Below are 22,364 nucleotides of genomic sequence, written 5' to 3' on the forward strand. Positions count from 1 at the left end.
GGTGGGCGGCAGGCAGCACAATCCTTCCATGAGCGACGACCTTCAACACCTGCTGGATCACAACCGGCGCTGGGCGGCCCAGATCGAGGCCGAACGCCCCGGCTTCTTCACCAAGCTCTCGCAGCAGCAGAGCCCGCGCTACATGTGGATCGGCTGCTCCGACAGCCGCGTGCCCGCCAACCAGATCACCGGTCTGGACCCGGGCGAGGTCTTCGTGCACCGCAACGTGGCCAACGTGGTGGTGCCGACCGACCTGAACTGCCTGTCCACCGTCCAGTTCGCGGTGGACGTGCTCAAGGTCGAGCACCTCATGGTGGTGGGCCACTACGGCTGCGGCGGCGTGCAGGCCGCGCTGCGCGACACCCGCGTGGGTCTGGCGGACAACTGGTTGCGCCATATCAAGGACGTGCGCGACAAGCATGCCACGCTCTTGTCTGCGCTGCCCGAGGCGCACCGCCACGACGCGCTGTGTGAACTCAACGCCATCGAGCAGGTGCTCAACGTCGCGCAGACCACGGTGCTGCAGGACGCCTGGGAGCGCGGCCAGGCCGTGGCCCTGCACGGCTGGGTCTACGGCCTCAAGGACGGCCTGGTGCAGGACCTGCACATGACCGTGCGCGGCAATGCCGACCTGGAGGCCGTGCACCGCCAGGCCGTGGCCGGCGTCAAGGACCGCCGGCGCGGCTGAGTTCCGCCGGCCTTGCCGCCGCCCGCGCGCCGCCACCGTTTTCGACCGATCTTTCGAACCAAGGAGTACACCATGTCCGATCCCATCGTCATCCTCGGCGCTGCGCGCACGCCCATGGGCGCCTTCCAGGGCGACTTCTCGCCGCTGGCCGCGCACGACCTCGGTGGCGTCGCCATCAAGGCCGCCATCGAACGCAGTGGCGTCGACCCCAAGGGCGTCGACGAGGTGCTGTTCGGCAACTGCCTGATGGCCGGCCAGGGCCAGGCGCCCGCGCGCCAGGCCGCGCTCAAGGGCGGGCTGCCGCTGTCCACCGGCGCGGTCACGCTGTCCAAGATGTGCGGCTCGGGCATGAAGGCCACCATGCTGGCGCACGACATGCTGATGGCCGGCAGCGCGCAGCTCATGGTGTCCGGCGGCATGGAGAGCATGACCAACGCGCCCTACCTCATGCTCAAGGGCCGCGGCGGCTACCGCATGGGCCACGACCGCATCTTCGACCACATGATGCTCGACGGCCTGGAAGACGCCTACGAACCCGGCCGCAGCATGGGCACCTTCGGCGAGGACTGCGCCGCCAAGTACGCCTTCACGCGCGAGCAGCAGGACGCCTTCGCCACCGCCTCGGTGTCGCGCGCCAAGGCCGCCACCGAGAGCGGCGCCTTTGCCAAGGAGATCGCCGCCGTCACCGTGAAGGACCGCAGCGGCGAGCGCGTGGTCTCCATCGACGAAGGCCCGGGCAAGATCAAGCTCGACAAGATCCCCGCGCTCAAGCCGGCGTTCAAGAAGGACGGCACCATCACCGCCGCCTCCAGCTCCTCCATCAACGACGGCGCCGCCGCGCTGGTTCTGGCCAAGGCCTCCACCGCGCAGCGCCTGGGCGCCAAGCCCATCGCCCGCATCGTCGGTCACGCCACGCACGCGCAGGAGCCCAACTGGTTCACCACCGCGCCCGTCTACGCCACGCAGAAGCTGCTGGCCGCCACCGGCTGGAAGGTGGGTGATGTGGACCTGTGGGAAGTGAACGAAGCCTTCGCCGTGGTGCCCATGGCCCTGATGGCCGAGCTCAAGGTCTCGCACGACAAGCTCAACGTCAACGGCGGCGCCTGCGCCTTGGGCCACCCCATCGGCGCCAGCGGCGCGCGCATCCTGGTCACCCTGATCCACGCGCTGCAGGCGCGCGGCGGTAAGCGCGGCGTGGCCACGCTGTGCATCGGCGGCGGCGAAGCCACGGCGATGGCGATCGAGCTGATCTGATCGTCCGCGCATGGCCACGGTCCTGGTCATCGGCGCCTCGCGCGGCATCGGCCTCGAATTCGTGGGCCAGTACCGCGAGGCCGGTGACCGCGTGATCGCCACCGCGCGCGACGACGCCGGGCTGGCGCGCCTGCGCGAACTCGGCGCCGAGGCCCTGCGCGTGGACGTGGCCGATCCCGCCAGCGTGAGCGGCCTGGCCTGGGCGCTCGAGGGCGAGAAGATCGATGTGGCCCTGTACGTGGCCGGCGTGTTCCCGCAGGGCAGCGCGCTGACGCCGCCCACCCGCGAGGCCTTCGACCACGCCATGCACGTCAACCTGCTGGGCGCCATGCAGGTGATCCCGCAGGTGGCCCCGCTGGTGGAGGCCGCGCGCGGGCGCTTCGCTGTCCTGTCCAGCGCCATGGCGCAGATCGCGGGCGTATCCGATAGCCGCGGCTGGGTCTACCGCGCGAGCAAGGCCGCGCTGAACATGGCGGTGGCCGCGGCCCAGCACGACTACCCGGAGGCCATCCTCGTCGCCATCTCGCCCGGCTGGGTGCAGACCGACATGGGCGGGGCCTCGGCCCCGCTCTCGCCCGAGCGCAGCGTGGCGGACATGCGCCGCACCCTCGCGCGCCTCACGCCGCGCGAGGGCGGCCGCTTCATCGACCACGACGGCCGGCCATTCGACGGCTGGTGAGCCAGGGACCTTCCATGATCCAGACCCTCGAGCAGTTGCGCGGCCTCTACGCCGCCCCGGGCGAGCGCGCGCGCCGCAAGCAGCTGTCGGGCATCGACGCGCACGCCCGCCGCTTCATCGCGCTGTCGCCCTTCTGCGTGCTCGCCAGCGGCGGCGCCAACGGGCGCCTGCTCGACGCCTCGCCGCGCGGCGGCGAGGCCGGCTTCGTGAAGGTGCTCGACGAGCACACCCTGCTGCTGCCCGACTCGGGCGGCAACAACCGGCTCGATACGCTGGAGAACCTGATCGCCGACCCGCGCCTGTCGCTGATCTTCCTGGTGCCCGGCGTGGAGGAGACCCTGCGCATCAACGGCCGCGCGCGCCTGCGCGACGAGCCCGAATTCGTGGACCGTTTCGCCCAGGAGCGCCAGCGGCCCAAGCTGGTGATCGAAGTCGCGGCGCGCGAGGTCTACCTGCACTGCGCCAAGGCCTTCATGCGCTCGCGGCTGTGGGAGCCGGCGGGCTGGCCGGCGCGCGACGCGCTGCCGACCATGAACCAGATGATCAGCGACCAGATGGGACTCGCCGCGCCCAGCGAAACCCAGGAGGCCATGCGCGCGCGCTACCTCGCGCAGCTGGCCCAGGAACGAAGCCCCGAAAAGGAATGACATGCTGCTGACCCCCGATCAGGAAGCCGTCCGCGAGGCGGTGCGCGCCTTCGCCCAGGCCGAGCTCTGGCCCCACGCCGCGACGTGGGACAAGGAGCATCACTTTCCCCAGGAGGCGCACCGTGGCCTCGCCGAACTCGGCGCCTACGGCATCTGCGTGCCCGAATCGCTGGGCGGCGCCGGCCTGGACTATGTGAGCCTGGCCGTGGTGCTGGAGGAAATCGCCGCCGGCGACGGCGGCACCAGCACGGCCATCAGTGTCACCAACTGCCCCGTCAACGCCATCCTCATGCGCTACGGCAGCGCCCGGCAGCAGGAGCGCTGGCTGCGCCCGCTGGCCGCCGGCCAGATGCTGGGCGCGTTCTGCCTCACCGAACCGCACGTGGGATCGGACGCCTCGGCCTTGCGCACCACCGCGGTGAAGCAGGGCGGCGACTACGTGCTCAATGGCGTCAAGCAGTTCATCACCAGCGGCAAGAACGGCCAGCTCGCCATCGTCATCGCCGTGACCGACAAGGCCGCGGGCAAGCGCGGCATGAGCGCCTTCGTGGTGCCCACCGACACGCCGGGCTATGGGGTGGCGCGGCTGGAAGACAAGGTGGGCCAGCACAGCAGCGACACGGCGCAGATCAACTTCGAGAACTGCCGCATCCCGGCCGACAACCTCATCGGCGCGGAGGGCGAGGGCTACAAGATCGCGCTGTCGGCGCTGGAGGGCGGGCGCATCGGCATCGCGGCGCAGAGCGTCGGCATGGCGCGCAGCGCCTTCGACTGCGCGCTGGCCTACGCCAAGCAGCGCGAGAGCTTCGGCCAGCCCATCTTCAACCACCAGGCGGTGGGTTTCCGCCTCGCCGAGATGGCGACGCAGATCGACGTGGCGCGCGCCATGGTGCACCACGCGGCCGCGCTGCGCGATGCCGGGCGCCCCTGCCTGAAGGAGGCGGCCATGGCCAAGCTGTTCGCCAGCGAGATGGCCGAGCGCGTGTGCAGCGACGCCATTCAGGTGCACGGCGGTTACGGCTACGTGAGCGACTTCCCGGTCGAGCGCATCTGGCGCGACGTGCGCGTGTGCCAGATCTACGAGGGCACCTCGGACGTGCAGAAGATCCTCATCCAGCGCGCCCTGTCCTGAATCGAGGCGCCGCAGGCGGCGCGGCGGGATACCATTCCGCGCCATGAACATCATCATCCTCGGGGCCGGCCGCGTGGGCGAGAGCGTGGCCGAGAGCCTGGTCTCCGAGCAGAACGACATCACTGTCATCGACATGGACCCGGCGCGCCTGCGCCTGCTCGAGGACAAGCTCGATCTGCGTGGCGTGGTGGGCAATGGCATCCAGCCCTCGGTGCTGCGCGACGCCGGCGCCAAGGACGCGGACATGGTCATCGCCTGCGCGGCGGCCGACGAGACCAATCTCGTGACCTGCAAGGTGGCGCACGACGTGTTCAACGTGCCCACCACCATCGCGCGCCTGCGCTCGTCCGAGTTCATCGAGGGCGACGAGCTGCTTTCGCAGACCGGCTTCTCCGTCAGCCACGTGCTCTGTCCGGAAGAGTCCGTCACGCGCTACATCCGCCAGCTCATCAGCTACCCCGAGGCCCTGCAGGTGCTGGAGTTCGCCGACGGCCGCGCCAGCCTCATCGCGGTGCGCGCCAACCACGGCGGCGCGCTCGTGGGCCACACCATCGGTGAGTTCCGCGAGCGCTACACCCGCTGCGAAATGCGCGTGGTCGCGCTCTACCGGCTCGACACCGAGATGGAGGCCACGCCGTCCACCCGCATCCTCGCGGGCGACGAGGTCTTCGTGCTCGCCGACACCGACAAGATCCGCGACGTGCTCTCGGCCATCCACAACACCGACAAGCCCGTGCAGCGCGTGATGATCGCCGGCGGCGGCCGTGTCGGCCTGCGCCTGGCGCGCAGCCTGGTGGGTCAGTGCGAGGTGAAGCTGCTGGAGCGCGACAAGAAGCGCTGCGAGTACCTGGCGAGCCAGCTGCCCTCCAGCATGCTGATCCTGCAGGGCGATGGCGCCGACGAGGACCTGCTCGAGGAGGAAAACGTGGGCGAGATGGACATGTTCCTCGCGCTCACCAGCGACGACGAAGACAACATCATGTCGGCCATGCTGGCCAAGCGCCTGGGCGCGGGGCGCGTCATGGCCCTCATCAACCGCCGTGCCTACGCCGACATGATGCAGGGCGGCACCATCGACATCGCGATCTCGCCTTCGCAGGCCGTCATCGGCGAGCTGCTCACCCACATCCGCCGCGGCGACGTGGCGGCCGTGCACAGCCTGCGCCGCGGCGCGGCCGAGGCCTTCGAAGGCATCGCGCGCGGCGACGCCAAGACCAGCAAGCTCGTGGGCCGCCGCATCGAAGAACTCAAGCTGCCCAGGGGCACGCGCATCGGTGGCATCGTGCGTGGCGAAGGGCGCAACTCCGAGGTCCTGATGCCGCACCACGACCTGCTCATCGAGGCCGGCGACCACATCATCCTGTTCATTCCGAACAAGCGCCTGGTGCGCGAGGTCGAGAAGCTGTTCCAGGTCAGCGCCACCTTCTTCGGCTGACGGCCGAGCGACCATGCAATCCCTCTGGCTGCCCGTCCTCAACGTCTTCTCGCGCGTGCTGCTGGCGTTCTCGCCGACCTTCCTGGTGCCCATGGCCTGGGCCTGGTTCCTCGACAAGGACCACCACGTGCTGGTCTGGGCCTTCGGCTTCGCGGCCACCGTGTGCAGCGGCTGGGCCCTGTGGATGCTCACGCGGCGGCACCGCCGCGAGCTCATGCCGCGCGACGGCTTCCTGCTGGTGAACCTGGTGTGGGTGGTGCTGCCGGCCTACGCCGCCGCGCCGCTGTACTACAGCGTCCCAGACCTGAGCCTGAGCAAGGCCTACTTCGAGGCCATGAGCGGGCTCACCGCCACCGGCGCCACCGCGATCTCGGGGCTGGACCTGCTGCCGGTGTCCATCAACGTCTGGCGCTGCTTCCTGCAGCTCGTCGGTGGCCTGGGCATCATGCTGCTGGTGGTGGCCGTGCTGCCGCTGCTGGGGCTGGGTGGCATGCAGATCTACCGCGCCGAGACGCCCGGCCCCATGAAGGACACCAAGTTCACCCCGCGCATCGCCGAGACCGCGCGCGGCCTGTGGGGCGTGTACGCGCTGTTCTCGGTGGCCTGCATGCTGGCCTACCGCTGGGCCGGCATGGGCTGGGCCGACGCCTTCATGCACATGTGCACCACCATGGGCCTGGGCGGCCTGTCGCCCTACGACGCCAGCTTTGGCCACTACAACTCGGCGCGCATCGAATGGGTGGCCACCGCCTTCATGACGATGGCGGGCATCAGCTTCCTGCGCTACTTCGTGGTCATCAAGCACCGCTCGCTGCGGCCCATCACCAACGACCGCGAGATCCGCACCTACCTGGTGGTGCTGGCCGCCGCCATCGCCGTGGTGACGCTGCTGCTGCTGGTGAACGGGGTGTACACGGACTTCGGCACCGCCCTTCGCAGCGCGGCCTTCCACGTGGTCTCGGTGGCCACCACCACGGGCTATGCGTCGGTCGACTACGCGCAGTGGCCGGTGTTCGTGCCGGTGCTGCTCATGTTCCTGGGCTGCTTCGCCTCCTGCGCGGGGTCCACGGGCGGCGGCATCAAGATGGTCCGCATGGTGCTGCTGATCAAGCAGGCGCGGCGCGAACTGGTCCGCATCATCCACCCGCGCGTGGTCAACCCGGTCACGCTGGCCGGCGGTGTGGTGCCGCCGCAGGTGATGAACGCGGTGTTCGGCTTCATGCTGATCTATGGCGCGGCCACCGTGGGCCTGACCATGATGCTGCTGCTCACCGGCCTGGACATCGTCACCGCCTTCTCCGCCGTGGTCGCCACGGTCAACAACATCGGCCCGGGCCTGGGACTGGTGGGGCCGGCGAGCAACTACGGCGTGCTCAACGACGGCCAGATCTGGGTGCTGAGCTTCGCGATGATGCTGGGCCGGCTGGAGCTGCTGACGGTGCTGGTGCTCTTCACCGGCCACTTCTGGCGGAAGTAGGAAGCCCCCCTGCGCCGCTGCGCGGCTTCCCCCCGGAGGGGGACGGCGCCTGCGGCCTGGCGAAGCCCGTTCCGCGGCGCCCCTGGACGAAGACCCGTCGTGCGTGAGACTTAGTCGCGCGCCGGGATGTGGAGGCCGCGCTGCACGGCGGGGCGCGCGACGAAAGCCTCGAGCACGCGCTGCACCTCGGGGAAGTCCTGGAAGCCGACGATCTCGCCCGCGCCATAGAAGCCCACGAGGTTGCGCACCCAGGGAAAGGTGGCGATGTCGGCGATGGTGTACTGCTCGCCCATGATCCAGCGCTTGCCCTTGAGGTGCTGGTCGAGCACCGCCAGCAGGCGCTTGCTCTCGTTCACGTAGCGGTCGCGCGGGCGCTTGTCCTCGAAGTCCTTGCCGGCGAATTTGTGGAAGAAGCCGAGCTGGCCGAACATGGGGCCGATGCCGCCCATCTGGAACATCAGCCACTGCAGGGTCTCGTAGCGCGCGCCGGTGTCGCGGGGCAGGAGCTGGCCGCTCTTGCTGGCCAGGTAGACCAGGATGGCGCCCGATTCCCACAGCGCCAGCGGTGTGCCCTCGGGGCCCTGCGGGTCGATGATGGCCGGGATCTTGTTGTTTGGGTTGAGCGAGAGGAACTCGGGCGAGAGCTGGTCATTGGTGTCGAAGCGCACCAGGTGGGGCTCGTACGGCAGGCCGGTCTCTTCCAGGGCGATGGACACCTTCACGCCGTTGGGCGTGGGCAGGGAGTAGAGCTGGAGGCGGTCCGGGTGCCGGGCCGGCCACTTCTTCGTGATCGGGAAGCTGTCGAGAGCGGTCATGGGTTCTCCTTGGGGTGCGCGCATTGTGCGGTCCGCCCCGCGTGGCCCCAGGGATTGCAGGGGCATCGATAATCCGTTCTCTCCCGCGATTTCCGATGCCCACCCCCACCAGCGCGCCCTGTCCCTGCGGCCGCGGCCCCGCCTTCAACGCCTGCTGCGGTCGCTACCTCGGCACCGCCACCGCCGCCCCCGACGCCGAATCGCTCATGCGCTCGCGCTACAGCGCCTTCGTGCGCGGCGACGTGGCGCACCTGCTGGCCACCTGGCACGCCAGCACGCGGCCGGCCACGCTGGACCTGGAGCCTGGCGTGAAATGGCTGGGGCTGCAGGTGCGCGCGCACCGCGCCATCGACGCCGAGCACGCCGAGGTGGAGTTCGTCGCGCGCTCGCGCGTGGCGGGCCGGGGCCAGCGCCTGCACGAGCGCAGCCGCTTCGTGCGCGAGGGCGGGCAGTGGTTCTACGTGGACGGCGATTTTCCGAACAAGGACAAGTGGTGAGCTTCGAGGCGATTTTGTTTGACTGCGACGGCGTGCTGGTCGACAGCGAACCCATCACCAACGGTGTGCTGCGCGAGTCGCTCATCGAGGCCGGCTGGGCGATTTCGCCCGCGGATTGCGAGCGCCTGTTCATCGGCCGCGCGGTGCGCGACCAGCGCGCGCTGATCGAGCAGCACACCGGCCGCCCCTGGTCCGAGGAATGGCTGCAGGCCTTCTATGCGCGGCGCAATCAGCGCCTGCGCGCCGAGCTCAAGGCCATCGATGGCGTGCACGAGGCCGTGGCGCGGCTGCACGGGTCGGTGGGCGGGCGCATCGCCTGTGCCTCGGGCGCCGACCGCGCCAAGGTGGTGATGCAGCTCGAGCAGGTGGACCTGGCGCGCTGGTTCGGCGACGCCGTCTTCAGCGGCCACGACCTGCCGCGCTCCAAGCCCGCGCCCGACGTCTACCTGGCCGCCGCCGCGCACCTGGGGGTGGACCCGAAGCGCTGCCTGGTCATCGAGGACACCGCGCCCGGCGCCCAGGCCGGCCTGGCCGCGGGTGCCACGGTCTGGGGTTTCTGCACCCAGGGCCATGGCCGTGCCTTCGAGGGCCTGCCGGTGGCGCGGGTGTTTCACCACATGCGCGAGCTGCGGCTCTGAGCGGGGCGCGGCTCAGCCGCCGCGCCAGAGCCGGCCCTCGTCGATATCCGCCAGCGTGCGGCAGCCCGTCAGCGCCATCGCCATCTCCAGCTCCGCGCGCAGCAGGTGCAGCACGTGCGCCACGCCGGTCGCGCCGGCGGTGGCCAGGCCATGCAGCACGGGTCGGCCCACCAGCACGGCCGAGGCGCCCAGGGCCAGCGCCTTGAACACGTCGGTGCCGCGGCGCACGCCACCATCCAGCAGCAGGGGCAGGCGGCCGTTCACGGCGCGCGCGATGGCGGGCAGGGCATCGATGGTGGCGGGCACGGTGTCGAGCACGCGCCCGCCGTGGTTGGAGACGATCGCGCCGGCCAGGCCCTCATCGGCCGCGCGCACGGCGTCCGCGGGCGAGAGCACGCCCTTCAACAGAATGGGCAGCGCGGTCTGCTCGCGCAGCCAGGCGATGTCGCGCCAGGTCAGCGCCGTGTCCACCAGCGGGCTGCCGAACAGGGGCGGGCGGCCCAGGGGCGCGGTGTGGGGCGGCAGGGCCCGCGCGCCCTGCAGGTTCACGGCGCTCAGGCCCGGCGGCAGCGTGAAGCCGGCGCGCTGCTCCCGGTTGCGCGGGCCGCTCACGGGGGCGTCCACCGTCACCACCAGGGCGCGGTAGCCCGCGGCTTGCACGCGGTGCACCAGCTCGCGGGTGAAGCCGCGGTCGTGCTGCACATAGAGCTGGAACCACAGCGGCGCGGTGGCCTGGCGCGCCAGCGCTTCCAATGGCAGGCCGGCCTGCGTGCTCACCACCATGCCCGCGCCCAGGGCGGAGGCGGCGAGCGCCGTGGCCATTTCGCCGTCGGGGTGGGCGAGCTGCTGGTAGGCCACCGGGGCGACGAAGATGGGGTGCTCGAAGGCCTGGCCCAGCAGCGTGAGCCGGGTGTGGCCGCCGGCCAGTTCGGCCAGCGCGCGCGGCGCCAGGCGCAGGCGCTGGAAGGCGGCCTGGTTCTCGCGCAGCGTGATTTCATCCGCCGCGCCGCCCTGCAGCCAGGCCCAGGCCGCGGGGGTCATGCGTTCGCGCGCCAGCGGTTCGTAGTCGCTGACGGCGGCCACCTCGGGCGGGATCTGCGCCAGCGGTGGCTTCATGTCGCGTGGGCTCACCATGGCGACCTCAGGTGTTCGCCCATTGCCGCAGCAGGTTGTGGTACACGCCGGTGAGGCGGTCCAGCGCGGGGTGACCGGGCGCGTCGCGCACGAGTTGCTGGATGGCGGTGTCGAGTTCGAGCATCAGTGTGCGCTGGCTGTCGTCGCGCACCAGGCTCTGGACCCAGAAGAAGGCCGCCAGCCGCACGCCGCGCGTGACCGGGGTGACGTGGTGCAGGCTGGTGCCGGGGTAGAGCACCAGGTCGCCGGCCGCCAGCTTGGCGCTGTGCTGGCCGAAGCTGTCCTGCACGGTCAGCTCGCCGCCGTCGTACTCGTGTGGCTCGCTGAAGAACAGGGTGGCCGACAGGTCGCTGCGCACCCGGTGCGGCGTGCCCGGCACGCTGAAGATGGCCGCGTCCACGTGCGCGCCGTACCGGCCGCCGCCCTGGTAGCGGTTGAAGCGCGGCGGCAGCACCTTCAGGGGCAGGGCGGCCGACAGGAAGAGCGGGTGCTGGCCCAGGGCCTGCAGGATCAGGTCGCCCACCTGGCGCGCCGCCGGCTGGTCGTCGCCCAACTGCTGGTTGTGCTTGACCTGGGCGGCCAGGTGGCCGGCGGTGGCGCGGCCGTCGGTCCAGTCCGCGGCCTCCAGCGACTGGCGGCACTGGCGCAGCTGCTCGGGCGTCAGCACCTGGGGAATACGCAGCATCATGGGCAGGCAATTTAAATGAGAACGATTCCCGATTGTGACCGGCTTTTGTCCGGAGACACCGCGGAGCCGGCTTGGCCGGGCCGAAGCCGCCTTGCGGGGCGGGCCACGCTCGGCGGGGCCACTGGCCCCCTCAGCGTCGCCGGAAGTCGCCGGGTGACTGTCCCGTCCAGGCCCGGAAGGCGCGGATGAAGCTCTTCTCGTTGCGAAAGCCCGCCGCCTCGGCCACCTGTTTGATGGGCCGGTCGGTGCGCAGCAGCAGCTGGCTGGCGCGTTCGCGCCGCACCTCGTCCTTCAGGGCCTGCAAATGGGCGCCTTCTTCCCTCAGCTGGCGGTGCAGGGTGCGTGCCGAGGTGTGCAGCAGGGCGGCCAGGTCGTCGGCGTTGTGGGTGTCCAGCGGCTGGCGGGCCAGCAGCTGGCGCACGCGCTGCACCAGCAGGCGGTCGCGCCGGTAGGAGCGCACCGTCAGCGGCAGCGCGCGCTGCAGCAGCTGGCTCATGGCGGCTTCGTCGCGGCGCAGGGGCAGGGCGAGGTAGCGCGCGTCGAAGTGGATGGCGGCCTGGTCCGCGCCGAAGCGGGCCGGGGCGTCGAACAGCACCGCGTAGGCCTCGACGTGCGGCGGCGGCGCGTAGGGGAAATGCGCCTCCAGCAGGGGGATGCGCGAGTCCACGAACCAGGCCGCCAGGCCGTGGATGTTGCGCAGCACCGAGACCACGCACAGCTCGGTGAGCGGGCCGGGGTCGCGGCGCAGGCGCAGGTTGATGGCGGCGCGCTCGCCGCTGGTCTCGACCGAGAGCGCGACCGCGTCGGCCAGCAGGCCGTGGTGGCGGCACCAGCGCTTGAGCGCCACCGCCAGCGTGGGCGAGGACAGCGAGGCGCGCGCCAGCAGCCCGTAGCTGCCCCAGGGCAGCGCGCGCTCGAAGCAGCCCAGGGCCTCGTCGTCGAGCTCGCGCATGGCCGCGTAGGACACGGCCTCCATCTGCGCGGCGGTGATGCGCGCGTGCGGATCATTCAGGCGTTCTGGCGGAATTTGTGCCTGCGCCAGGGCCGCCGCGGGGTCCATGCCGCGCGCCCGGTAGGCCAGCGCCATGGCCTGGACCAGTGCCATGGGCGTGAGGGCGGGGCCGGGCAGCAGGTCGGGGGTGTCCGCGGGCATGGCGCGAGTGTGCCACCGCGCCAGGCTTGCTGGCGCGATTTGCAACCGCCATGGCGGCCGGCGGCGGCGGCCCGGGGTGTACCCTCGCCCTTCGTTCGCCCACCACACGAGACAGGCCATGCCCATCCTGGAGACCAAGCTCAACCCCCGATCGGCCGAATTCCAGGCCAACGCCGAGGCCATGCGCGCCCAGGTGGAGGACCTCAGGGTCCAGCTCGCCCAGGCCGCCCAAGGCGGCGGCGAGGCCGCGCGCGCCAAGCACGTCAAGCGCGGCAAGCTGCTGCCGCGCGAGCGCGTCCAGATGCTGCTGGACCCCGGCACGCCCTTCCTGGAGCTGGCGCCCCTGGCCGCGCACGGCATGTACCACGGCGACGCGCCCTGCGCCGGCCTGATCGCCGGCATTGGCCGGGTGAGCGGCGTCGACTGCCTGATCGTCTGCAACGACGCCACCGTCAAGGGCGGCACCTACTACCCCATGACGGTGAAGAAGCACCTGCGGGCGCAGGAGGTGGCGATGCAGAACCAGCTGCCCTGCATCTACCTGGTGGACTCGGGCGGCGCCAACCTGCCCAACCAGGACGACGTCTTCCCCGACCGCGAGCACTTCGGCCGCATCTTCTACAACCAGGCCAACATGAGCGCGCAGGGCATCGCGCAGATCGCGGTGGTGATGGGCTCGTGCACCGCCGGCGGCGCCTACGTGCCCGCCATGAGCGACGAGACCATCATCGTGAAGAACCAGGGCACCATCTTTCTGGGCGGCCCGCCGCTGGTGAAGGCCGCCATCGGCGAGGTGGTGAGCGCCGAGGACCTGGGCGGCGGCGACGTGCACACGCGCCTCTCGGGCGTGGCCGACCACCTGGCGCAGAACGACGCCCACGCCATCGCGCTGGCGCGCCAGGCCGTGGCCACGCTGAACCGCCGCAAGGAGGCGAGGCAGGCGCTGATCGAGCCGCGCGCGCCCAAGTACCCGTCCGAGGAGCTGTACGGCGTCATCCCCACCGACACCCGCAAGCCCTACGACGTGCGCGAGGTCATCGCGCGCCTGGTCGACGGCTCCGAGTTCCACGAGTTCAAGGCGCGCTTTGGCAGCACCCTGGTCTGCGGCTTCGCGCACATCGAAGGCATGCCCATCGGCATCGTGGCCAACAACGGCGTGCTGTTCTCCGAAAGCGCGCAGAAGGGCGCGCACTTCATCGAGCTGTGCGGCCAGCGCAAGGTGCCGCTGCTGTTCCTGCAGAACATCACCGGCTTCATGGTGGGGCGCAAGTACGAAAACGAGGGCATCGCGCGCCACGGCGCCAAGATGGTGACGGCCGTGGCCACGGTGCAGGTGCCCAAGTTCACCATCATCATCGGCGGCAGCTACGGCGCGGGCAACTACGGCATGTGCGGCCGCGCCTACAGCCCGCGCTTCCTCTGGATGTGGCCCAACGCGCGCATCAGCGTCATGGGCGGCGAGCAGGCCGCGAGCGTGCTGGCCACCGTCAAGCGCGACGGCATCGAGGCCAAGGGCGGTTCCTGGAGCGCCGAGGAAGAAGCGAAATTCAAGCAGCCCCTGCTCGACCAGTTCGCGCACCAGTCCCACCCCTATTTCTCCAGCGCCCGCCTGTGGGACGACGGCGTGATCGACCCCGCCGACACGCGCCGCGTGCTGGCGCTGGCGATGTCGGCCACGCTGAACGCGCCCATCGGCGATCCCAAGTTCGGCGTGTTCCGCATGTGAGCGCGGCCATGGACGCCCGCGCCCATTTCCTCACGCTCGCGCGCTACCACGCCTGGGCCACGCGGCGCCTGCTGGAGGCGGTGTCCGCGCTCGACGAAGAAGCCTACCGGCGCGACGTCGGCCTGTTCTTCAAGAGCGTGCACGGCACGCTGAACCACCTGCTGGTGGGCGAAGGCCTGCTGTGGTTCCCCCGCTTCGCGCGTGGCGAATCGCCGGCGCTGGCCTTGGACATGGAGGCCGAGCCCGACCGCGCGCGGCTCGCGCAGGCGGTGCTCGACGGCGCGCTGGCGTGGGACGGCGCCATCGCCCACTGGGCCGCCGAGCGCTTCGACGGCCGCCTGCGCTACACGCGCTCGAATGGCGAGGCCGTGGACCTGCCCTTCGCGCCCACGCTGGCCCATGTGTTCAACCACGCCACGCACCACCGCGGCCAGATCACGGCGGCACTGACCCTGCTGGGGCAGCCGGGGCCCGAACTGGACCTCGTGCGCTACCTGCAGCTGCAGGCAGTTCAGCCCGGCTGAAGCCGGCCATCCTTGACGGAGACACCAGCCTTGGAACCCACGATCTACGACACCCCCGAGCACCAGACCCTGCGCGAGCAGGTGGCGCGCTTCATCGCGCGCGAGGTGGAGCCGCACGGCATGGCCTGGGAGCAGCAGGGCTTCGTGCCGCGCGAGGTGCTGCGGCGCATGGGCCAGGCCGGCCTGCTGGGCATCGCCTTTGAGGGCGAACACGGCGGCGGCGACGCTGATGCGCTGACCAACCTGGTGTTCGCCGAGGCGCTGTCGCAGAGCACCTTCGCCGGCTTCGTGATCACCGTGCTGGTGCACACCGACATGGCCGGCCCGCACCTGCACCACGCCGGCAACGCCGCGCAGAAGGCCCGGCACCTGCCCAAGGTCTGCGCGGGCGAATCGATCTGCGCGGTGGCGATCACCGAACCCGGCGCGGGCTCCGACGTCGCCGGCATCCGCACGCGCGCCGTGCGCGAGGGCGATGAATGGGTGCTCAACGGCACCAAGATGTTCATCACCAACGGCGTGCACGCCGACCTCTACTTCGTCGCGGCCAAGACCGGGCCGGGCAAGCGCGAGGTCTCGATGTTCATCGTCGAGAAGGGCACGCCCGGCTTCAGCGTGGGCCGCGCGCTGCACAAGACGGGCTGGCTCAGCTCGGACACCGCCGAGCTGGTGTTCGACAACGTGCGCCTCCCCGCCGCCAACCTGCTGGGCGAGGAGGGCAAGGGCTTCTACGCGGTGATGAAGAACTTCCAGACCGAGCGCATCGCCCTGGGTGCCATGGCCGTGGGCCATTGCCAGCGCGCGCTGCAGCTCACGCTGGACCACGTGCGCCAGCGCCAGGCCTTCGGCGGGCCGCTGTGGGACCAGCAGGTGATCCGCCAGCGCCTGTCGATGCTCGACGCCAAGGTGCGCGCGGCGCGCCAGTTCATGTACCACTGTGCCTGGGCGGTCACGCAGGGCAAGGACATCGTGCAGCAGGTGTCGATGCTGAAAGCGCTCACCGGAGAACTGGTGAACGAGGTGGTGCAGACCTGCCAGCAGTTCCACGGCGGCATGGGCTTCATCCGCGAGACCGCCATCGAGCGCCTGTGGCGCGACGCGCGCGTGCTGGCCATCGGCGGCGGCGCCACCGAAGTGATGCTGGAAGAGGTTGCGAAGAGGTACTGACATGAGCGATGTGATCGAGGTTTCCCGCCCCAGCGCGCACGTGGCGCGCGTCTGGCTCAACCGCCCCGATGTGCGCAACGCCTTCAACGACGAGGTGATCGCCGCGCTCACGCACGCCTTCGGCGCGCTGGCGCAGGACGCGGACCTGCGCGTGGTGGTGCTGGGTGCGCACGGCAAGGCCTTCTGCGCCGGCGCCGACCTGAACTGGATGAAGGCCATGGCCGGCTATTCGTGGGAAGAGAACCGCGCCGACGCCCAGCGCCTGGCCGACATGCTCTGGACCCTGGACCAGTGCCCGGTGCCCGTGGTGGGGCGCGTGCAGGGCGACTGCTACGCCGGCGGCATGGGCCTGGCGGCCATCTGCGACGTGCTGGTGGCCGTGGAGGGCGCGACCTTCTGCCTGTCCGAGGCGCGCCTGGGCCTGCTGCCGGCCACCATCAGCCCCTACGTGGTCCGCGCCATGGGCGCGCAGGCCGCGCGCCGCTACATGGTCACGGCCGAGCGCTTCAGCGCCGCGCAGGCCCACGCCCTGGGCATGGTGCACGAGCTGGCCACGCCCGAGACGCTGGACGCCACGGTCGAGGGCATCGTGGCCACCCTGGCCAACAACGGACCGGCCGCCGCGCGCGCCTGCAAGGCCCTGGTGCGCGACGTCGCCGGCCAGCCGCTCACGGCCGAGCTGCGCGCCGACACCGCGCGCCGCATCGCCGACATCCGCGCCAGCGAGGAAGGCCGCGAAGGCCTGGCCTCCTTCCTGAACAAGCGCGCGCCGAACTGGCTGCCGCCGCAGTGAGCGCCCGGCCATGCAGGACGCGCTGAACCACCTGGGCACCCCCGAGCTGCTGGCGCTGGCCGCCGCGCTCGGCTGGGCCAGTGGTCTGCGCCTGTACCTGGTGGTCTTTCTCACCGGCCTGGCGGGCTGGATCGGCTGGCTGGAGCTGCCGCCCGGCCTGCAGGTGCTGCAGCACCCCGCGCTGCTGGGCGCCAGCGGCTTCATGCTCTTCATCGAGTTCTTCGCCGACAAGATCCCCTGGGTCGACTCCCTCTGGGACCTGGTCAACAGCGTGATCCGCGTGCCGGCCGGCGCCGCGCTCGCCGCCGGCGCGCTGGGCGCCGACAGCGCCACCCTGGCGCTGATGGCCGCGCTGCTGGGCGGCACCCTGGCGGCCACCAGCCAGGCCGCCAAGACCAGCGCGCGCGCGGCCGCCAACGCCTCGCCCGAGCCCTTCACCAACCTGGGCCTGAGCCTGCTCGAAGACGGCCTGGTGGTGGCCGCGCTGTGGCTGGCCACGAACCACCCCCTGGTGTTTGCGGTCCTGCTGGTGGTTATCGTGCTGGCCATGTGGTGGATCACGTGGACGCTGTTCCGTTTCCTGCGCGCCGTCTGGCGCCGCGCGCTGGGGCGGGCTCAAGAACCGGTATGACGAACAACGGATCGCTCATGCCCGAGCTGGCCGCGCGCAGCCTGGCGCGCGTCTGGCACCCCTGCACCTCGATGGCGCGCGCCGCGCAGCGCCCGCCGCTGCCCCTGGCGCGCGGCGAAGGCCCCTGGCTGTTCGACAGCGAGGGCCGGCGCTACTTCGACGCCATCTCCTCCTGGTGGGTCAACCTGTTCGGCCACAGCGACGAGGGCCTGCGCGCGGCCATCACCGCGCAGCTGAACACGCTGCCGCACGCCATGCTGGCGGGCTGCACGCACGAGCCCGTGGTGCGCCTGGCCGAGCGCCTGTGCGCGCGCACCGGCGGCGCGCTGGCGCACGCCTCTTTCGGCAGCGACGGGGCGAGCGCGGTCGAGATCGCGCTCAAGCAGAGCTTTCACGCCTGGCGCAACCAGGGCCGCGCGGGCAAGCGCGGCTTTGTCGCCCTGCGCGGCGGCTACCACGGCGAGACCCTGGGCGCGCTCTCGGTGACCGACGTGGCCATCTTCCGCGACGCCTACGACCCGCTGCTGATGCGCAGCCGCCTGGTGGACGCGCCCGACAGCCGCCTCGGCAACCAAGACCAGGCGCTGGCCGCGCTGGCCGCGCTGCTGGCGAGCGAGGCCGACCAACTGGCCGCCGTGCTGATCGAACCGCTGGTGCAGGGCGCCGCCGGCATGGTGATGCATTCGCCGGACTACCTGCGCGAGCTGCGCCGCTTGTGCACGGCGCACGGCGTGCACCTGATCGCCGACGAGATCGCCGTCGGCTGCGGGCGCACCGGGCGCTTCTTCGCCTGGTCGCACACCGAGCCGGCCGGCCCGGCCGACTGGCCCGACTTCCTGCTGCTGTCCAAGGGCATCACCGGCGGCACCCTGCCGCTGTCGGTGGTGCTCGGCAGCGAGGCCGTGTTCCAGGCGTTCTGGTCCGACGACCCCACGCGGGCCTTCCTGCACTCGCATTCCTACACCGGCAACCCGCTGGCCTGCGCGGCCGCCAACGCGGTGCTCGACCGCTTCGACGCCGGCCAGGAGGCGCGCTGCGCCGAGCAGGCCGCCTGGCTGGCCCAGGCCTTCGCGCCGCTGGCGCAGGACCCTCGCGTGGCGCACCTGCGCCAGCGCGGCACCATCCTGGCCTTCGACCTGCCGGGCGCGGCGGCCGATGTCGCCGAGCGTTTCCACCTCGCGGGGCGCGCGCACGGGCTGTTGATCCGGCCCATCGGCCGCACGGTCTACCTCATGCCGCCGTACCTGGTCGATCCCCCCACCGCGGCCTGGCTGGCCGAGGCCGTCACGGACACGCTGAACGATGTGGTTTGAGCACCTGCGCCAGCGCCTGGACGGCCTCGACGCGCGCGACCTGCGGCGGCGCCTGCGCGTGGCCGACAGCGGCACCGCGCCGCGCCAGCGCGTGCGCGATCCGCAGGGCGGTGCGCGCGAGTTGCTCATGTTCTGCGGCAACGACTACCTGGGCCTGGCCGCGCACCCCGCCATCGCCGAGGCCCTGGCCGAGGGCGCGCGGCGCTGGGGCGGTGGCTCGGGCGCCTCGCCGCTGGTGAGCGGCCACAGCGCCGCGCACGCGGCCGTCGCGGCCTGGCTGGGCGAGGCCTTCGCCGGGCACATCCCGCGGGCCCGCGCGCTGGGTTTCTGCACCGGCTACATGGCCAACCTGGGCGTGCTCACCGCGCTGGGCGACGCCGAGGTCGAGCTCTTCTGCGACCAGCTCAACCACGCCTCGCTCATCGACGGCGCGCGCCTGGCCCGGGCGCGCGTGAGCGTCTACCCGCACGCCGACACCGCGGCCCTGGCCGCGCGGCTGGCCGCCAGCACGGCGGCGCGCAAGCTCATCGCCACCGACAGCGTGTTCAGCATGGACGGCGACATCGCCCCCCTGCGCGAGCTGCTGGCCCTGGCCGAGGCGCACGACGCCCTGCTGATGGTCGACGACGCGCACGGCTTCGGGGTGCTGGGCGAAGACGGCCTGGGCGCCCTGCAGCTGCTGGACCTGCGCAGCCCGCGCCTGGTGCTGATGGGCACCCTGGGCAAGGCCGCAGGCCTGGCGGGCGCCTTCGTGGTGGCGCAGGACCGCGTGATCGAGTTCCTGCTGCAGAGCGCGCGCAACTACATCTTCTCCACCGCCGCGCCGCCGCTGCTGGAGCATGCCGTGCTCGCCTCGCTGCGCCTCATCCAGGGTCCCGAGGGCCGGCGCCGCCGCGCCGCACTGCGCGAGCGCGTTGCCCAGTGGCGCGCGGGCGCCCAGGCCCTGCTGGCGCGCCACCCCGGCCTGGGCTGGCGGCTGATCGATTCGCACACGCCGGTGCAGGCCCTCGTGGTGGGCGGCAACGCGCCGGCCATGGCCTTGTCGGCGCGGCTCGAGGCCGAGGGCCTGCGCGTGCCGGGCATCCGGCCCCCCACGGTGCCGACGGGCAGCGCGCGGCTGCGCGTGACCCTGTGCGCCAGCCATGCGCCCGAGGACGTGGACCAGCTGCTGCACGCCCTGGAGCGCGCCGCCCTGTCCGCCGCGCTGGAGGTGGCCTGATGCAGGGCCTCTTTGTCACCGGCACCGACACCGAGATCGGCAAGACCTGCGTCAGCGCCGGCCTGGTGCACGCGCTGCAGGCGCGGGGCTGGCGCGTGGCGCCCTTCAAGCCCCTGGCGGCCGGCCAGCGGCAGGACGCCGACGGCCGCTGGTTCAACGAGGACGTGCGCCACCTGCACTCGGCCCAGGCCCTGGGGCTGGACGAGGCCGAGGTCGGGCCGTTCCAGTGGCGCGAGGCCTGTGCGCCGCACATCGCGGCCGCGCGCGAGGGCCGGCCGGTGGAGCGCGTGGCCGTGCTGGCGGCGGCGCGCGCGCTCGCGGCGCGCGCCGATCTGCTGGTGGTCGAAGGCGTCGGTGGTTTTCGCGTGCCCCTGCTGCCGGACTGGGACACCGCCGATCTCGCGGTCGAGCTGGACCTGCCCGTGCTGCTGGTGGTGGGCCTGCGCCTGGGCTGCCTCAACCACGCCGCCCTCACCGCCGAGGCCGTGCGCGCGCGTGGCCTGCGGCTGGTGGGCTGGGTGGCCAACGCGGTCGACCCGGACTTCACCCACGCCGATCACAACCTGCAGACGCTGCAGCAGCTGCTGCGGGCGCCCTGCTGGGGCCGCGTGCCGCACCTGGCCGATCCCACGCCGCGCGCCGTCGCGCCGCACCTCACCCTGGACCACGCGCCCGCGTGGCCATCCACCCGGAGACCCTCCCATGTTTGACAAGATCCTGATCGCCAACCGCGGCGAGATCGCCTGCCGCGTCGCCGCCACCGCGCGCCGCCTGGGCGTGAAGACCGTGGCCGTGTACTCCGACGCCGACGCGCGCGCCAAGCACGTGGCCGCCTGCGACGAGGCCGTGCACATCGGCGGTTCCGCGCCCAAGGACAGCTACCTGCAGTGGGAGCGCATCCTCGCGGCCGCGCGGGCCACGGGCGCGCAGGCCGTGCACCCGGGCTACGGTTTCCTCAGCGAGAACGAGGCCTTCGCCGATGCCTGCGCCAAGGCCGGCCTCGTCTTCATCGGCCCGCCCTCGTCGGCCATCGAGGCCATGGGCCTGAAGGCCGAATCCAAGCGCCTGATGGAAAAGGCCGGCGTGCCCCTGGTGCCCGGCTACCACGGTGCCGACCAGGATCCGGCCCTGCTGCAGCGCGAGGCCGACCGCATCGGCTACCCCGCGCTCATCAAGGCCAGCGCGGGCGGCGGCGGCAAGGGCATGCGCGTGGTGGAAAAAAGCGAGGACTTCGCCGCCGCCCTGGCGAGCTGCCAGCGCGAGGCGCGCAACAGCTTCGGCAGCGACGCCGTGCTGATCGAGAAGTACGTGCAGCGCCCGCGCCACATCGAGATCCAGGTCTTCGGCGACACGCAGGGCCACTGCGTCTACCTGTTCGAGCGCGACTGCTCGGTGCAGCGGCGCCACCAGAAGGTGCTGGAGGAAGCGCCCGCGCCCGGCATGACGCCCGCGCTGCGCCAGCGCATGGGCGAGGCCGCGGTGGCGGCCGCGAAGGCGGTGAATTACGTGGGCGCGGGCACGGTGGAGTTCATCGTCGAGCAGCCCGAGGGCTACGACCACCCCGAGGCCATGCGCTTCTACTTCATGGAGATGAACACGCGCCTGCAGGTGGAGCACCCGGTGACCGAGGCCATCACCGGCCTGGACCTGGTGGAGTGGCAGCTGCGCGTGGCCGCGGGCGAGCCCCTGCCGCTGCGCCAGGACCAGCTGCGCATGAACGGCCACGCCATCGAGGCGCGCATCTGCGCCGAGAACCCCGACAACCAGTTCCTGCCCGCCACCGGCACGCTGCAGGTCTACCGCAAGCCGGCGCACACCGCCTTCGAGCGTGGCCCCACCCGCGTGGACGACGGCGTGCGCGAGGGCGACGCCATCAGCCCCTTCTACGATTCCATGATCGCCAAGCTCATCGTGCACGGCGACAACCGCGAGCAGGCCCTGGCGCGGCTGGACGCGGCCCTGGCCGAGACCCGCATCGTCGGCCTGGCCACCAACGTGCAGTTCCTGCGCCACGTGGTGGCCAGCGAGTCCTTCGCGAAGGCGCGGCTGGACACGGCGCTCATCCCGCGCGAATCGGCCGTGCTGTTCCAGCAGGACCGCGTGGGCACGCCCACGGCCGTGGCCGCCGCCGTGGCCCAGACCCTGCTGGGCGAACGCGCCCTGGAAGGCGCCGACCCCTTCTCGCGCCGCGACGGCTTCCGCTCGCACGGCCTGACCACGCGCCGCTTCGACTTCGAGGTCGCCGGCGCCACGCTGCAGGCCACGCTCACCTACGGGCGCGGCGGCGCGCTCACGCTCGCGCTGGGCGACGTGCAGGGCCCGCTGGTGGTCGAGCCCCTGGCACCCGGTGCGCAGGGGGAGCGTTTCGACCTGCAGTTCGCCGGCCGCCGCGACACCGTGCAGACCTGGACCACGGGCGAGACCGTGCACGTGTTCTGCGCGCGCGGCGCCACCAGCCTGGTCGAGATCGATCGGCTGGCCCACGCGGGCGAAGGCGAGGGCGAGGGCGGCCGCCTCACCGCGCCCATGCCCGGCAAGGTCGTGTCCTTCGCCGTGAAGGCCGGCGACGCGGTGAAGAAGGGCCAGCCATTGGCGGTGATGGAGGCGATGAAGATGGAGCACACCATCGCCGCGCCGGCCGACGGCACCGTGGCCGAGCTGCTCTACGCGCCCGGTGACCAGGTGGCCGAGGGCGCGGAGCTGCTCAAGCTGGCCGCGCACTAGGGCCCCACGCCGCGCGCGGCGCGGCATCGC

At 71.8% G+C, this 22,364-nt stretch carries 22 protein-coding genes; 18 read left to right on the plus strand and 4 right to left on the minus strand.

The genetic code is table 11. The annotated features are described in order from the left end of the window. Positions 1-28: 28 nt before the first annotated feature. The 7 genes from can to DY262_RS09110 all read left to right on the plus strand — a co-directional run bounded on the left by can (position 29) and on the right by DY262_RS09110 (position 7,312). Positions 29-688 (plus strand): carbonate dehydratase, encoded by a 660-nt coding sequence (can, locus tag DY262_RS09080; protein WP_116958607.1) that lies wholly within the window; start codon positions 29-31, stop codon positions 686-688. Positions 689-760: 72 nt separating this feature from the next. Continuing rightward, positions 761-1,942, plus strand: a complete 1,182-nt coding sequence (locus tag DY262_RS09085) for an acetyl-CoA C-acyltransferase (protein ID WP_116958608.1) — start codon at positions 761-763, stop codon at positions 1,940-1,942. A 10-nt stretch (positions 1,943-1,952) separates the two neighbouring features. Beyond that, positions 1,953-2,621 (plus strand): SDR family oxidoreductase, encoded by a 669-nt coding sequence (locus DY262_RS09090; RefSeq protein WP_116958609.1) that lies wholly within the window; start codon positions 1,953-1,955, stop codon positions 2,619-2,621. Between the two features lie 14 nt (positions 2,622-2,635). Beyond that, a complete protein-coding gene (locus DY262_RS09095; protein ID WP_116958610.1) occupies positions 2,636-3,268 on the plus strand; it encodes a pyridoxamine 5'-phosphate oxidase family protein in 633 nt (210 codons plus the stop codon). Between the two features lies 1 nt (position 3,269). Beyond that, complete coding sequence (locus tag DY262_RS09100) at positions 3,270-4,400, plus strand: acyl-CoA dehydrogenase family protein (protein ID WP_116958611.1); 1,131 nt, start codon at positions 3,270-3,272, stop codon at positions 4,398-4,400. A gap of 43 nt (positions 4,401-4,443) precedes the next feature. Continuing rightward, entirely contained in the window at positions 4,444-5,835 is a 1,392-nt protein-coding gene (gene trkA, locus DY262_RS09105; protein ID WP_116958612.1) for a Trk system potassium transporter TrkA, read from the plus strand. A 13-nt stretch (positions 5,836-5,848) separates the two neighbouring features. Further along, the gene (locus DY262_RS09110) at positions 5,849-7,312 is read left to right on the plus strand and encodes a TrkH family potassium uptake protein (RefSeq protein ID WP_116958613.1); all 1,464 of its coding nucleotides are present in this window, start codon (positions 5,849-5,851) and stop codon (positions 7,310-7,312) included. A 110-nt stretch (positions 7,313-7,422) separates the two neighbouring features. Here DY262_RS09110 and DY262_RS09115 read toward each other — a convergent pair whose 3' ends face one another. After that, positions 7,423-8,127, minus strand: a complete 705-nt coding sequence (locus DY262_RS09115; protein WP_116958614.1) for a glutathione S-transferase N-terminal domain-containing protein — start codon at positions 8,125-8,127, stop codon at positions 7,423-7,425. 95 nt (positions 8,128-8,222) lie between these two features. Between DY262_RS09115 and DY262_RS09120 the strand changes: the two genes are divergently transcribed. Together DY262_RS09120 and DY262_RS09125 are read left to right on the plus strand one after the other, a co-directional pair. Then, the gene (locus DY262_RS09120) at positions 8,223-8,624 is read left to right on the plus strand and encodes a YchJ family protein (RefSeq protein WP_116958615.1); all 402 of its coding nucleotides are present in this window, start codon (positions 8,223-8,225) and stop codon (positions 8,622-8,624) included. Continuing rightward, complete coding sequence (locus DY262_RS09125) at positions 8,621-9,262, plus strand: HAD family hydrolase (RefSeq protein WP_181936460.1); 642 nt, start codon at positions 8,621-8,623, stop codon at positions 9,260-9,262. Before DY262_RS09120 ends, DY262_RS09125 begins: the two co-directional genes overlap by 4 nt. A gap of 12 nt (positions 9,263-9,274) precedes the next feature. Here DY262_RS09125 and DY262_RS09130 read toward each other — a convergent pair whose 3' ends face one another. The 3 genes from DY262_RS09130 to DY262_RS09140 all read right to left on the minus strand — a co-directional run bounded on the left by DY262_RS09130 (position 9,275) and on the right by DY262_RS09140 (position 12,237). Next, positions 9,275-10,396: an alpha-hydroxy acid oxidase gene (locus DY262_RS09130; RefSeq protein WP_116958617.1), complete on the minus strand. Its 1,122-nt coding sequence runs from the start codon at positions 10,394-10,396 to the stop codon at positions 9,275-9,277. 7 nt (positions 10,397-10,403) lie between these two features. Next, on the minus strand, positions 10,404-11,084 hold the full coding sequence (locus tag DY262_RS09135; protein WP_116958618.1) for a Fe2+-dependent dioxygenase: 681 nt from the start codon (positions 11,082-11,084) through the stop codon (positions 10,404-10,406). Positions 11,085-11,214: 130 nt separating this feature from the next. Next, the gene (locus tag DY262_RS09140; RefSeq protein ID WP_245980907.1) at positions 11,215-12,237 is read right to left on the minus strand and encodes an AraC family transcriptional regulator; all 1,023 of its coding nucleotides are present in this window, start codon (positions 12,235-12,237) and stop codon (positions 11,215-11,217) included. Between the two features lie 118 nt (positions 12,238-12,355). On the opposite strand from DY262_RS09140, the gene DY262_RS09145 reads away from it, so the two are divergent. The 9 genes from DY262_RS09145 to DY262_RS09185 are packed head-to-tail and all read left to right on the plus strand — an operon-like array spanning position 12,356 to position 22,334. Beyond that, complete coding sequence (locus DY262_RS09145; RefSeq protein WP_116958619.1) at positions 12,356-13,963, plus strand: carboxyl transferase domain-containing protein; 1,608 nt, start codon at positions 12,356-12,358, stop codon at positions 13,961-13,963. Positions 13,964-13,971: 8 nt separating this feature from the next. Beyond that, entirely contained in the window at positions 13,972-14,487 is a 516-nt protein-coding gene (locus tag DY262_RS09150; RefSeq protein WP_116958819.1) for a DinB family protein, read from the plus strand. Between the two features lie 30 nt (positions 14,488-14,517). After that, on the plus strand, positions 14,518-15,654 hold the full coding sequence (locus tag DY262_RS09155; RefSeq protein ID WP_116958620.1) for an acyl-CoA dehydrogenase family protein: 1,137 nt from the start codon (positions 14,518-14,520) through the stop codon (positions 15,652-15,654). Position 15,655: 1 nt separating this feature from the next. Then, positions 15,656-16,447 carry an enoyl-CoA hydratase/isomerase family protein gene (locus DY262_RS09160; RefSeq protein WP_116958621.1) on the plus strand — a complete coding sequence of 264 codons (792 nt, stop codon included), beginning with the start codon at positions 15,656-15,658 and terminating at the stop codon, positions 16,445-16,447. 10 nt (positions 16,448-16,457) lie between these two features. Next, positions 16,458-17,078, plus strand: coding sequence for a DUF4126 domain-containing protein (locus tag DY262_RS09165; RefSeq protein ID WP_116958622.1), 621 nt, complete (start codon positions 16,458-16,460; stop codon positions 17,076-17,078). Further along, on the plus strand, positions 17,075-18,391 hold the full coding sequence (gene bioA / locus DY262_RS09170) for an adenosylmethionine--8-amino-7-oxononanoate transaminase (protein WP_116958623.1): 1,317 nt from the start codon (positions 17,075-17,077) through the stop codon (positions 18,389-18,391). Before DY262_RS09165 ends, bioA begins: the two co-directional genes overlap by 4 nt. Continuing rightward, positions 18,381-19,610 (plus strand): 8-amino-7-oxononanoate synthase, encoded by a 1,230-nt coding sequence (locus tag DY262_RS09175; protein WP_116958624.1) that lies wholly within the window; start codon positions 18,381-18,383, stop codon positions 19,608-19,610. Before bioA ends, DY262_RS09175 begins: the two co-directional genes overlap by 11 nt. Further along, entirely contained in the window at positions 19,610-20,320 is a 711-nt protein-coding gene (gene bioD, locus DY262_RS09180) for a dethiobiotin synthase (protein ID WP_116958625.1), read from the plus strand. The genes DY262_RS09175 and bioD overlap by 1 nt, the downstream gene beginning before the upstream one ends. Beyond that, positions 20,313-22,334: an acetyl/propionyl/methylcrotonyl-CoA carboxylase subunit alpha gene (locus tag DY262_RS09185; RefSeq protein ID WP_116958626.1), complete on the plus strand. Its 2,022-nt coding sequence runs from the start codon at positions 20,313-20,315 to the stop codon at positions 22,332-22,334. Before bioD ends, DY262_RS09185 begins: the two co-directional genes overlap by 8 nt. The last annotated feature ends 30 nt before the right edge of the window (positions 22,335-22,364 follow it).

Origin of the sequence: Hydrogenophaga borbori, from assembly GCF_003417535.1 — a bacterium.
Taxonomy (GTDB): Bacteria; Pseudomonadota; Gammaproteobacteria; order Burkholderiales; family Burkholderiaceae_C; genus Hydrogenophaga; species Hydrogenophaga borbori.